The sequence below is a fragment of the Delftia sp. Lp-1 genome (genome assembly GCF_020523835.1).
GTDB classification, from domain to species: domain Bacteria; phylum Pseudomonadota; class Gammaproteobacteria; order Burkholderiales; family Burkholderiaceae_C; genus Comamonas; species Comamonas acidovorans.
This window is the reverse complement of sequence record NZ_JAJALJ010000001.1, coordinates 2,460,523-2,472,878: the sequence shown is the minus strand read 5'-3', so window position 1 is coordinate 2,472,878 and position 12,356 is coordinate 2,460,523. Positions and strand designations below refer to the sequence as shown.

Below are 12,356 nucleotides of genomic sequence, written 5' to 3'. Positions count from 1 at the left end.
CCTGCGCGCTGGCTCCAGGCTGTCGTGACAGCGAAGGGGCCGGCGCGGCTTTCAGTGCGGCTTTCAGTGCGGCTTTCAGTGCGGATTTCAGTCGGCCTGGTTCGCCTGGAGGATGCCTGGAAGCGTGCGCAGGATGTGGGCGCGCATCAGGGCTTCCACCTTTGCGCCATCCCTGGCCTTCAATGCGCCTATCAGTTCTTCGTGCCTGTCGTGCACGTAGTCTGTCGATGGCTTGCCCTCCAGCCACACCCGCATCAGGGGCTCGGAGACCGAGTGCAGGGATGCGATCTGCCGCATCAGTTGGGGAGCGTCGGCAATGGTGCACAGGCGCTCGTGGAACTGGCGGTGCGCCGTGATCCATTCCGATGCATTCAGGCCGCTGCGGTGCATGCGCTGCAGCAATTGCTCCAGATCGTGGATGTCATTGGTGGTCACGTTCTCGGCTGCCAGGGTGGCCGCCAGGCCCTCCAGCACCGAACGCATGGCGAACACCTCGCGCACCTCTTTTTCGGTCAGCACCCGGACCACCGAGCCACGGTTGGGGCGGTTGACGATCAGCCCTTCCGTGGCAAGGCGGTTCAGCGCCTCGCGCACGGGCATGCGGCTGGTGCCAATTTCGGCCGCGATGTCATCCGGTGCCAGCCGCATGCCCGGGCGCAGTTCGCCCGTGCGTATGCCGCGCTTGATGTGTTGGTAGGCCTCTTCCTGTGCCGTGGCATGGACAGTGTCAAACGAGGCGCGTCGGTCGGTCAGCATGGTTTATCCGGTGTCTTTCGCCCAGGGCAGGGGCCCGCCGATTCTACGGGGACCTGCCTGCGCCTCCCGGGGACCCCGTTTGTGCCGGTTTTCACGCAGCCATGCCTGTCCAGGTAATGGCAAGAGGCGGTTTTCCCTAGAGCTGGTTCGATTATTGCTTGCTAGTCTTCCGCATGATTGGATACAAATATCTAAATATCTATGCATTTTCCCCATGGCAGCCGGAACCTGTTCCTTCGCCATGCCTGCTCTCCAACCTGATGAAGACCATGCCTCTCCAAACGCTCCGCACTCCCCTGGCCACGGCCCTGCTGTCTGCCCTGGCCCTTGTCGCATCCGCTCAAGCCTCTGCCCAGGGGGCCGGCGCCTGGCCCAGCAAGCCCATTCGCATCGTCGTCCCCTTTCAGGCCGGGTCCGCCACGGATCTTTTGAGCCGGCAAGTGGGGGCCGGGCTGAGCACTTCATTGGGCCAGCCAGTGCTGGTGGAAAACAAGCCGGGTGCCGCCGCCATGATCGGCAGCGACACCGCGGCCCGGGCCCCGGGCGACGGCTACACCCTGCTGATGAGCGGGCCGGCCTCCATGGTCACCAACCGTTTTCTGTACAAGAAGCTGAGCTACAACCCGGACGCCTTCGAGAAGGTGGCCATCGTGGCGGTCACGCCCAATGTGCTGCTGGCAAACCCGTCCCTGCCGTTCAGTACGCTGGCCGAGATGGTGGCCTATGCCAAGGCAAACCCCGGCAAGCTGACCTATGCCTCGTTCGGGGCCGGCACGACCTCGCACATGGCTGGCGAGTTCCTGCGCCAAGCCGCCGGCATCGACATAGTGCATGTGCCCTACAAGGGTGCGGCCGAGGCCATTCCGGCCTTGATATCGGGCCAGGTCTCCCTGTACTTCGACACCATCATGACCGCCTTGCCCCAGGTGAAGGCCGGCAAGCTGCGCGCCCTGGGCGTATCGACTGCAAGCCGCGCCGCCATGGCCCCGGATATCCCGACGATTGCCGAACAAGGCTATCCGGGCTTTGACATCGCCCCGTGGTACGGCATCGTGGCCAGCCACGGCACGCCGCCGGCCGTGGTCTCCCGGCTCAACACCGAGATCAACAAGCTGCTGAACACCCCTGAGTTCCGCGAGCGCCTGGTGGCCACCGGCGCCGAAGCCCGTGGCGGCAGCGTTGCCGACTTCGAGGCCTTCGTCAAAACCGAGGTCCCCCGCACGGAGAAGCTGGTGCGGCAGGCCGCAATCGCGCTGCAGTAACCGGACCGGCGCCGCCGGGGCAGGGCGGTGGGGCACGGCGGTGGGTTGCCTGCCGTGCGGCGCCGATTTCACCTATGCAGGGCGATGCTTCTGGACCGGGATGATTCGCTGTCCAGCCGAAAGCCTGCCACCACGTCCGCCAGTTGCGCGGCCTGCTGCTGCAGCGACTGCGCCGCGGCCGTGGCCTCTTCGACCAGGGCCGCGTTTTGCTGGGTGGATTGGTCCATCTGGCTGACGGCGGTCCCGATCTCGGCAATGCCCGTGCTCTGTTCCTGGCTGGCATTGCTGATCTCGGTGACGATGGCGGTCACGCGCTGCACGCTTTCCACCACCTTGCCCATGGTGGCGCCCGCGTCCTGCACCAGCCGGCTGCCGGCATCGACCTGACCCACGGAGTCATCGATCAGCGCCTTGATTTCCTTGGCAGCCGTGGCGCTGCGCTGGGCCAGGGTGCGCACCTCGGAGGCCACCACGGCAAAGCCCCGGCCCTGCTCACCGGCACGGGCCGCTTCCACGGCGGCGTTCAACGCCAGGATGTTGGTCTGGAAGGCAATGGAGTCGATCACGCCGATGATGTCGGCGATGCGGTGCGAGGACTGCTCGATGCCGCCCATGGTGCGAACCACCTGGTCCACCACGGTGCCGCCATGCGTGGCGATGTCCGAGGCGCTGCTGGCCAGTTGGCGCGCCTGGCGCGCATTCTCGGCGTTGTGCTGCACGGTGGCCGTGAGCTGCTCCATGGCGGCAGCCGTTTCCTCCAGCGAGCTGGCCTGCTGCTCGGTGCGTGCCGACAGATCCTGGTTGCCGCTGGCGATTTCGGTGGAGGCATGGCGCACGGTCTCGGACGATTCCCGGATGCGCACCAGCACCGAGGCGATCTTGTCGGTGAAGTGGTTGAACGCGCGTGCGATCTGCGTCAGTTCGTCATTGCCTTGCACCGACAGGCGGCGCGTGAGATCGCCGTCACCCGAGGCGATGTCTTCCAGCGCATCGCGCACCACGGCCAGCCGGCGCGTGACGCGGGCGATGACGGCGCCCAGCAGCGCAATCGCCAGGATCAGCGAAATGGCAACGATGGCGCCCGACACCTTGAGCAGCGAACCCAGCGCGGACAGCGCCTCGTCGCGCTGCACGGCCACCACCAGTTGCCAGTTCGTGCCGGGCACGCCCTGGCCGTAGAGCAGGAAGTCCTTGCCGCCGACGGCCGTGCGCATGCCGGAGTCCGCCTTGGGCAGGGCCTGGATGGCGTCGGCACGCAACTGGGGCGAGAGCGCGGAGACGGGCTTGAGCGTGAGTGCCGGATCGGGATGGGTGACGATGGCGCCCGCCTCATCCACCAAGAAGGCAAAGCTGCCCGGCGTGGGCCTGATGGCGCCCACGGTGCGCACCACCGTGGTCAGCAGCACATCGGTGCCGACCACGGCGACGGGATTGCCGGCCGGGCCCACGGGCTCGGCAAAGGTCACGCCCACTTCGGGTGGCGAGACAAACAGATAGGGCGCCGTCACGATGGGCCTGCCTTCCTTCAGCGCCTGCCTGAACCAGGGGCGGGCCGTCACGTCGTAGTCCGCAGCCATCTCGTTGAGGAAGAACATGCGCTTGTCGGTGTAGCCGAAGTAGGCATCCGAGAAGCCGCCGCCGTCGCGCAGCGCCTGGACCACGGCACGCGGGTCCGGCGTATCGACCGCCTGCGCCAGGGTATGGGTCAGCAGACGCTTGGTCGCCACCCATTCGCCCAGAACCTGGGCTTGGGCGTTCACGAGCTGGCGGCTCTGGTCGTCGAGGGTGGACAGCACATGGCGCTGCACCGTGAGGAAGTTGGCAATGGCCAGGGCCAGCATGGCCACGGTGACGATGGCCACGCTGAGCGCGATGAGTCGCGCACGCAGGGACTGGAACATAGAAGAATTACTTATTGCAAGAAGATGCTACATACGTTAGCAAATTTTCTTGACAATACGCGTCCTTGCAGGCGGTGCCCCCTGGCCGCCGAAGCCTATGCGGGAAATTCGCGCCCCTTCAGCGCCTCAGCGCTCCCCAGCCAGCAGCCTGCCCAGCGCCTCGTAGGCGGGCAGCGAGGTCGGGTCATTGGCCGCATTGCCAGCCACCGGGTGGGAAGCGAAGCGCGCAATCACCATCTGTGCCTTGGGATCGATGTAGACGGTCTGGCCATGCACGCCGCGCGCCGCGAAGGCGCCATGGGCGTTGTGCGTGACCCACCACATGTTGCGGTAGGTCCAGCCCGGCAGCAGCTTGTAGCCGGCCTTGGCAAAGGCCGCCGCATCGCCGCCCCGGCGGATATCGTCCACGGCGGCTGCGGGAACGATCTGCTGGCCGTTGAACTGGCCCCGGTTGCGCAGCATCTCGCCAAAGCGCGCCAGGTCCCGCAGGCCCAGGTTCAGGCCGCCGCCTGCAAAGGGCGTGCCCGTGGAGTCCACCGACATGTAGGCATCCTGCTCGGCGCCCAGGCGGCTCCAGATGCGCTCGGACAGCAGTTCGGCCACGGACTGGCCGCTCACGCGCGCCAGCACCCAGCCCAGCGCATCGGTGTTGGCCGTGCGATAGCCGAAGGCCTTGCCGTGCACGCCTTCGGGCTTCACGGTCTGCAGGAATTCGTAGTAGCTGCGCGGGCCGGTGTAGTCCTTGGCCTTGGGCAGCGGGTTGCCGGCCGCTGCATGCGCCCAGACCTCGGCCTGCGGGTCCGCATAGTCTTCGCTGAAGCGTATGCCCGTGGTCATGTCCATGAGTTGGCGCACCGTGGCATTGCCGAAGGCCGAGGCCGCCAGCTCGGGCACGTATTCCGACACGCGGCGCGAGGGGTCGAGCTGGCCCTCGGCAGCCAGCATGGCCGCCAGCGTGCCGACGAAGGACTTGGTCACCGACATGCCGCCGTGCTGGCCTTCGGGTTTGAGCACGCCGAAGTAGCGCTCATAGATCACGCGGCCCTTGTGCAGCACCACGATGCCATCGGTGTAGTTGGCCTTGAGCGAATCGCGCCAGGTCATGGGCTGGCTTGCCCCCAATGGCGTGAAGCGCAACTCGTCGATGTCTTCGCGCAGCGCCTGGGCCAGCGGCGCCGCAGGCGTCAGGCCGCGCGACACATTCACCGTGGGCATGAGCTGGCGAAAGTGCGAGACGCTCCAGCGCATGGCGGGAAACTGGAAATAGGAGCCGTCGTCGAAGCGCAGCATCCGGTCCGGCGGCGGCGGTGAGCCCACCATCCAGCCCAGCTTTGCGGGGTCGCTGGCATCGGCATCGGGATAGGAGGGGGTCTTGGCTGCGGTGACCCCTGCCGTGGCTGTGGCGAACACAAGGCTGCCAGCCAGGGCACCGGCGAAATGTTTGAGCTGCATGCCGGCAACCATACTACGGTTGCCGCGGCGCCAAGATCCGCTGCCAAAGGGCGGAGGCCAGCTTCTATCCCAGGCCCTGCGCCCAGTTGGCGCAAGCACGACAAATGGCTTTCTCGTTGGACTAAGCTTCAAATAGTTTTTGAAAATCAAAGCCTGGCGAATGCCCATGAAAAGCCTGCAAGACCTGGATATCTTCGTGCGCACCGCAGACAGCGGCAGCCTCTCGGCCACGGCGCGTGCCCTGGACCTGACCCCGGCTGCGGCCAGCGCAGCGCTCAAGCGGCTGGAGGCAGAGCTGGGCGTGACCCTGTTCGTGCGCTCCACGCGCAGCCTGCGGCTCACGCAGGAGGGCGAGCTGTTTCTGGAGCACTGCCGCCCCGCGCTGGCCGGCCTGCGCCAGGTGCGCGACCAGTTGGCTGGCGGCCAGGCCGCTTTGCGCGGCACGCTGCAACTGGCCGCCCCCTCCGACCTGGGCCGCAACGTGCTCATGCCCTGGCTGGACGAATTCCAGAGCCAGCACGCAGGCGTGGATCTGCGCCTGCACCTGTCCGACCGCGCGGCCAATGTCTACAGCGAGCCTGTGGACGCGGCTTTTCGCTATGGCAGGCCGCAGGATTCCAGCCTGGTGGCCCTGCCGCTGTCGGACACGCACCGCCGCGTGCTCTGCGCCGCGCCCTCCTATCTGCAGCAGCGCGGCGCCCCCGCCACCCCCCACGACCTGGCCGGCCATGACTGCCTGTGCTTCATGCTGGGCGAGGAAGTGCACGACCGCTGGAGCTTCTGGCCGGCAGGGCAGGGGACTGCCGTACCTGAGCCGGTCCATGTCCGGGTGCGCGGCCGCAATGTGGCCAATGACGGAGATGCCGTGCGGCGCTGGGCCGTGGCTGGGCGGGGGATTGCCTACAAGTCGTATTTCGACGTGGCCGAGGACCTGGCCCGGGGCCGCCTTCTTGCGCTGTGCACCGACTGGACGACCGAGTGCGTGCCGCTGTTCCTGGTCGCCCCCAGCCGCAGGCAGTTCACGCCGCTGGTGCGTGCGTTGCGGGATTTTGTGGCGGTGAGGCTGGCGGAGCTGGAGGCGGCACAGCCCTGAGACTTCACGAATCCCGCGTCCCCAGCTCCACAGGACCGTGCACATGGTGCTCCGCACAAACCTGCCGCGAGAGCACATGGGCCTCCACCACCTGGGCCGCATTCCCGGCTGTCAGCCGCCCGTACCAGACGCCGTCCGGATAGACGATGGCCAGCGGGCCATGGTTGCAGGGGTACTGGCAACTGGTCTGCAGCAGGCGCAGCCTGGCACGCAGTTCGCTGCTGGCCTGCACGGCCTCGCTCAGGCTTTGCCAGACGACCACGGCGCCCAGGGCGGTGCAGCGCGGACCCGTGCAGACCAGGGCGTGGTGCTGGTGGTCCGGCACCTGGGACCAGGCCTGGGGATCGTGCTGCCATTGGTCGCCTGCGGTTTCTGCAACATCCGGGGTCTGCAGGGCTTGCCTGATCTGCGGCAGCAGCAGCGCGGGCATGGCCGCTGCGCCCAGCAGATGGTCGGCAAACCGCACCTGCACGGTCTGGTCCGGCAGTTGCGAGCGCCAGCGCATGGCCAGCTTGTGCAGCCAGCGCAGCAGGGCAGGCTCGTCGGGCGCGAACAGGGGCAGCACGACGATGGAGCGCGCCGGCAGGCATTGCTGCAGCGCCTCGGGCAGCGAGGGTGCGGCCTTGTCCACGAAGGATGTGACGACCTTGCAGGCCGGCTCCAGCGTCGGGCGCAAGGCATCGGCCAGTTCGATCAGGCTTTGGCGCGAGGCGGCGCCCGTGCCGCCGCGGCCCAGCACGATCACGGCGTCGGTCCCGGGCGGGATGGATGTTTCAGAGGAGTTCATCGGGAATGAAGCTGATGCGCAGCCGGCCGGTGGCGGCATGGATGTCCACCTCGGCAGCCACGCCGTAGACCTGGCCGATGGTGGCCGGGGTAAGCACCTGGGCCGGTGTGCCATGGGCAACGATGCGGCCTTGTTCCATGAGATAGAGACGGTCGCAGTAGTGGGCGGCGATATTGAGGTCGTGCAGGGCGACGATGCTGCTGATCTGCAGGCGCCGGACCAGTGACATCAACTCCAGCTGATGGCGTATGTCCAGGTGGTTGGTCGGCTCGTCCAGCAGCATCAGCCGTGGCTGCTGGGCCAGCGCGCGGGCCACAAGCACGCGCTGCTTCTCGCCGCCGGACAGGCTGGAGAAACGCCGCTCCTCCAGCGCCAAGGCATTCACCTGGGCCAGCGCCTGGCGCATGCAGGCGAGGTCCTCGGCGCTGTCGCCCGCCCAGGGGGACTGGTGGGGGATGCGGCCCATCATCACCGCCTCGCGCACGGTGAAGTCAAAGCTCTGCGGCGCCTCCTGCGCCAGGACCGAGACCTGGGCCGCGAACTCGCGCGCCGTCATGTCTCGGATGTCGCGCTGGTCCAGCAGCACGCAGCCTGCGTCGGGCCGCAACACGCGGTAGAGCATGCGCAGCAGGGTGGATTTGCCGCTGCCGTTGGGGCCGATGAGCCCCACGCATTCGCCGCTGTGCAGGGCAAGGCTGGCCTGGTCCACGATGCGCCGGGCGTCGGCACGCCGGGCATCGGCACTCCAGCACAGGTCCTGGGCTTGCAGCTTCATGGGCCGCGCCCTCCCTGCACCGGCTGGCGCACCAGCATCCAGACGAAGAAGGGTCCGCCGATCAGCGAGGTGATCACGCCCACGGGCAGTTCCATGGGCGCAAAGGCCGTGCGCGCGACAAGATCCACCAGCACCAGCAGCAGGGCGCCGGCCAGGGCGGCCACGGGCAGCACGCGCCGGTGGTCCGTGCCCACCAGCATGCGCGCGGCGTGCGGCACGATCAGCCCCACAAAGCCGATGGCGCCGCTGACCGCCACCATGGTGCCCGTGAGCAGCGACACCGCCAGGAACAGTGCGCGCCGCAGCCGTGCCGTGTCCACGCCCAGCGTGGCGGCGGCCTCGTCACCGGCCAGCAGGGCGTTGAGCGGGCGCGTCTGCAGCCCCAGCCAGAGCATTCCCGCAGCCAGCACGGCGGCGGGAATGCCCAGTTCCTCCCACTGCGTGCCGGCCAGGCTGCCCAGCGTCCAGGTCAGCAGGGCATTGGCCAGGTCGCGCTGGCCCGATGACAGGGTGATCAGGCTGGTCACGCCCGCCAGCACATAGCCGATGGCCACACCACCCAGGATCAGCCGCGTGGCATGGATGCGGCCCTGGGAGCGCGCCAGCAGGTAGACGGCGACGGTGGCCGCCAGCGCCCCCACAAAGGCCCCGGCCGTGAGGGCGTACATGCCGGCCGAGGCCAGCGCACCGAAGGCCAGCACGGCCACGGCGCCCACCGACGCACCCGAGGACACGCCCAGCAGATAGGGATCGGCCAGCGGATTGCGCACCATGGCCTGCATGATGGTGCCCACCACGGCAAGCCCCGCGCCCACCAGGGCCGCCAGCAGCACGCGCGGCATGCGGATCAGCCAGACGATCTGCTGGTGCTGCGGCGTGATGCCCTCCAGCGGCGGCGGCTGCATGCCCAGCACCTGCAGCAGCCGGCTCCGGGCAATGCGCCAGACCGTGCCGGCCGGCATGTCCACGGGCCCCCAGGTGATGGCCAGCGTCATCACCAGCAACAGGGCCGCGAACAGCAGCAGGCACCAGAGGCGGGCGGCGCCAGGACGCCTGGGCCAGCGGGAGTCAGTTGACCGCATGGCTGGGCGCCGGCATGCGGTCGGGGTGCAGGGCCTGCGCCAGCGCGCGGGTCCGCGCAATATTGCGCGGGCCGGGCGTGGCCTCGGCATAGGTCATGACGAAGAACCGCTTTTCGCGGATGGCATCGACGCCCGCCAGCTCGGGCTTGGCCAGCAGGAAGTCGATCTTGCCCTGCGCATGGGGCTGGCCGTAGTCGATGATGACGATCCACTGCGGGTTGCGCTGCACCACGTCCTCCCAGTTGCCTGCAGGCCAGTTGCTGGGAATGTCGTCGAAGATGTTGCGCCCGCCCGCTTCCTCGATCATGGCCTGCGGCATGCCGTAGCGGCCCACGGTCACGGGGATGTCCTGGCCGCTGTCGTAGACGAAGACCGAAGGCCGCTGCCGCACGCCCTGCATGCGCTCGCGCAGGTCCTTGAGTTCGCGCTCCAGCCCCTGCGCCAGTTGCTCGGCATGGGCGTCGATGCGGAAGATGCGGCCCAGGTTGCGCAGGTCGGTCAGGCCGTCTTCCAGCGCCACCTGGCTGCGCGGCCCCACGCGGATGCACGATTCGGACAATACATATGAGGCAATGCCGTGGCGCTGCAGCACCTCGGGCGTGACCTGGCCCTGGCGAAAACCGTAGCTCCAGCCGCCGAAGACGAAGTCAGCCGAGGCGCCCAGAATGGCCTCCAGGTTCATCTCGCGCTCCGCCAGCCGCGGCACGCGGGCCAGCTGGGCCTGGAAGGCCGGGTCGATCTGCTTGGCCTGCGTGATACCGCTGTAGCCCACCAGCCGGTCGCCCAGGCCCAGAAAGAGAAACATCTCGGTGATGTTCACGTCATGGGTCACGGCGCGCAGCGGTGCGTTGGCGTAGGTCACGGGGCTGCCGCAGACATTGACGGTCACGGCCGCCTGCGGTGCGGCGGCCGGTGCCGGCAGTTCACTGGTGGTGCCGGAATCGCTGCGCGAGCAGCCGGCCAGCAGCAGGGTGGCCGCCAGGGCGCCAGCGCACAGGCCGTGGAGGCTGTGGAGACTTTTGCAGCGCGCCATGGCCATCAGAACCGGATATGGGCCGCGATCTCGAAGCGACGACCTTGCCCGACCAGGAACTGGCTGCCGTAGCTCGATCCCACATAGACCCTGTCGGCCAGGTTGCGGCCGATCAGGCTCAGGGTGGTGCGCGGGTCCACCTGCCAGCTCAGCGCGGCGTCGGCCACGGTGTAGGCGGGCAAACTCACGGTATTGGCGTTGTTGCCAAAGCGGTCACCCACGTAGCGCAGGCCCAGCGAGGCCTGCCAGGCGCCCACGCGGTAGTGGCCCCAAAGGTTGGCCGTGGTCTTGGCCACGTTCTGCGGACGGTTGCCTGCGCGGTTGCCGCCGGCCTCGATGAGCTTGTCGAACTGGGCGTCCACATAGGACAGGTTGCCCTCCAGGCGCAGGGCGGGCGTGGCCTGGAAGGTGGCGGTGGCTTCCGCCCCGCGCGAGGACTGGCTGCCGCCCTGAATGGAGATGGCCGGGCGGTCCGGGTCGCGCGTGATGATGTTGTCCTTCTTGATGTCGAACACGGCCAGCGTCCATTCGCCGCGCCCGCCAGCCACCTGCTGCTTGATGCCGATCTCGGCCTGGCGGCCCTTGCTCAGCTTGTAAGCCGTGTTGGCCAGGTTCAGCGACACCAGGCTGTTGACGGGATCGTGTCCCGAGCTGATCTGCCCATAGACATGGGTGTTGCGGGCCAGCTCATAGGTCAGGCCCAGGCGCCAGGAGGTGGCGGCCAGCGTCTTGTTGAAATCGGTGCCCCCCACCAGGGAATGGCTGGCAAAGCTGTAGACATCGCGGCGCAGGCCGGCCATGGCCAGCCAGCGGTTGCTGATGCGCCAGGCATCTTCCAGGTACAGGGCATGCTGGGTCACGCCGGTTTCTGTCTTGGCGGCGGTGAGATCGGGGCTGGCCCAGCTGCCATGCACGGGGTCCCAGGCCGAGACCGTGGACGAGCCGCCATAGGGCGAATTGTTGGACAGCCGCAGGTTGATGCGCGCGGCCTCCCAGCCCATGGCGATCTTGTGTGAGCCCCGGTCCACGTTCATGCCCAGGCGGTTGCCGGTCTGCTCCAGGTCGTGCAGGATTTCCAGGTAGTCGGAGCGGCCCACGGTCCAGGTGGCGGGGTTGAGCGCGTAGGCCTCGATGTTGCGCCAGTGGCGGTCGGACTTCACGTGGTACAGCTCGTTGCGCACCGTCAGCCAGTCATTGGCCTTCCATTGCACCTTGGCGCGCAGGCGCTCGTCGGCATAGCGCAGCACGCTGTCTTCGGCGTTGTAGTTGCGGTCGCGCAGGGACTCCACCACCTTGCCGTCCAGGCCCGGCGTGCCCCAGTAGCGGCTGGGCTTTTGCACGCTGCGGTCGGCAATCAGGTCAATCTGCAGGTCGCTCGTGGGCTCCAAGCGCAGCGTGCTCATGAACTTGCCGTTGCGCGACTGGTCCAGATCGCGCTCGCCCGCGCTGCGGGCGGTGTAGCTGTCGATACGGTAGCTGGCATAGGCGCCCAGGGCGCCGGTCACGCCCAGGCCCAGGCGCAGCGTGTCGTCCGTGCCCGCGCCCACCAGCACCTCGGCCGAGTTGGCGCGGCTGGGCTGCTTGCGGAGGGCGTTGACCGTGGCGCCCATGGTGCCGCTGCCGTACATCAGCGAGGCCGGGCCGCGCAACACGTCGATGCGCTCGTAGCCCCAGCTGTCACCCGGATAGGCCGTGGTGCCCGCAGCCACGCCCAGCACCATGCCGTCTTCGGCCACGCCCACGGAATTGACACCCGCAAAGCCACGGCTGCTGAAGGCCAGGCCGCCGTTGCCCGGCGTGCTGCTGGCCGTCAGGCCCACGGTGCGCGTGACGGCGTCCACCAGGGCGTAGTCGCCGCGCTCCTGCATCTGCTCGGCAGAAACACCATCCACGCTGGCCGGCACTTCCTGGTTGGAGACGCCGGTATGGCTGGCAGAGCGCGCAGGCTGGGCCAGTTGCTGGCCGATGCGTTCGGCCTGGCCGGTGACCTGGACCTCGGGCAGGGCTGTTGATGGCGGCGTTGGGGTGGGCGTTTGTGTTTGAGCCTGCGCCGGCAGGCAGATGAAGGCGCAGGCCAGGGCCAGCGGGCTCAGCCGCACGGAAAGGGACTGGGCAGCGCGAGCGCTGGAAACCCTGGAAAAGGAAGAATGCATTTCGAACATCGGTCTTCGACCGTCTGATGCGAAAGCAAGGCACTGCCACCTCTCCAGCCAGC

10 protein-coding genes are annotated in these 12,356 nt (G+C 68.0%); 2 read left to right on the top strand and 8 right to left on the bottom strand.

Annotated elements, in window-relative coordinates; translation table 11 throughout:
* Positions 1-87: 87 nt before the first annotated feature.
* The gene (locus LGR64_RS11055; RefSeq protein WP_012205610.1) at positions 88-756 is read right to left on the bottom strand and encodes a GntR family transcriptional regulator; all 669 of its coding nucleotides are present in this window, start codon (positions 754-756) and stop codon (positions 88-90) included.
* Between the two features lie 269 nt (positions 757-1,025).
* Here LGR64_RS11055 and LGR64_RS11050 point away from each other — a divergent pair, with 269 nt between their 5' ends.
* Positions 1,026-2,018: a Bug family tripartite tricarboxylate transporter substrate binding protein gene (locus tag LGR64_RS11050; RefSeq protein ID WP_043783529.1), complete on the top strand. Its 993-nt coding sequence runs from the start codon at positions 1,026-1,028 to the stop codon at positions 2,016-2,018.
* A 68-nt stretch (positions 2,019-2,086) separates the two neighbouring features.
* Here the strand turns inward: LGR64_RS11050 and LGR64_RS11045 are convergent, their stop codons facing one another.
* Positions 2,087-3,919 carry a methyl-accepting chemotaxis protein gene (locus LGR64_RS11045; protein ID WP_043822383.1) on the bottom strand — a complete coding sequence of 611 codons (1,833 nt, stop codon included), beginning with the start codon at positions 3,917-3,919 and terminating at the stop codon, positions 2,087-2,089.
* Positions 3,920-4,045: 126 nt separating this feature from the next.
* Positions 4,046-5,371 carry a serine hydrolase domain-containing protein gene (locus tag LGR64_RS11040; protein ID WP_230355437.1) on the bottom strand — a complete coding sequence of 442 codons (1,326 nt, stop codon included), beginning with the start codon at positions 5,369-5,371 and terminating at the stop codon, positions 4,046-4,048.
* 166 nt (positions 5,372-5,537) lie between these two features.
* Here LGR64_RS11040 and LGR64_RS11035 point away from each other — a divergent pair, with 166 nt between their 5' ends.
* On the top strand, positions 5,538-6,464 hold the full coding sequence (locus LGR64_RS11035; RefSeq protein ID WP_174549392.1) for a LysR family transcriptional regulator: 927 nt from the start codon (positions 5,538-5,540) through the stop codon (positions 6,462-6,464).
* Between the two features lie 4 nt (positions 6,465-6,468).
* Here LGR64_RS11035 and LGR64_RS11030 read toward each other — a convergent pair whose 3' ends face one another.
* From LGR64_RS11030 to LGR64_RS11010, 5 genes are read right to left on the bottom strand one after another with little or no spacing between them, the layout of a single operon-like run.
* Positions 6,469-7,251 carry a (2Fe-2S) ferredoxin domain-containing protein gene (locus LGR64_RS11030; RefSeq protein ID WP_230355436.1) on the bottom strand — a complete coding sequence of 261 codons (783 nt, stop codon included), beginning with the start codon at positions 7,249-7,251 and terminating at the stop codon, positions 6,469-6,471.
* Complete coding sequence (locus tag LGR64_RS11025; protein WP_013802412.1) at positions 7,238-8,026, bottom strand: ABC transporter ATP-binding protein; 789 nt, start codon at positions 8,024-8,026, stop codon at positions 7,238-7,240. The genes LGR64_RS11030 and LGR64_RS11025 overlap by 14 nt, the downstream gene beginning before the upstream one ends.
* Positions 8,023-9,108 carry a FecCD family ABC transporter permease gene (locus LGR64_RS11020; protein WP_230355435.1) on the bottom strand — a complete coding sequence of 362 codons (1,086 nt, stop codon included), beginning with the start codon at positions 9,106-9,108 and terminating at the stop codon, positions 8,023-8,025. The genes LGR64_RS11025 and LGR64_RS11020 overlap by 4 nt, the downstream gene beginning before the upstream one ends.
* Positions 9,095-10,147 (bottom strand): ABC transporter substrate-binding protein, encoded by a 1,053-nt coding sequence (locus LGR64_RS11015; protein ID WP_328511969.1) that lies wholly within the window; start codon positions 10,145-10,147, stop codon positions 9,095-9,097. Before LGR64_RS11015 ends, LGR64_RS11020 begins: the two co-directional genes overlap by 14 nt.
* Positions 10,147-12,303: a TonB-dependent receptor gene (locus tag LGR64_RS11010; protein ID WP_442873810.1), complete on the bottom strand. Its 2,157-nt coding sequence runs from the start codon at positions 12,301-12,303 to the stop codon at positions 10,147-10,149. Before LGR64_RS11010 ends, LGR64_RS11015 begins: the two co-directional genes overlap by 1 nt.
* Between the last annotated feature and the right edge of the window lie 53 nt (positions 12,304-12,356).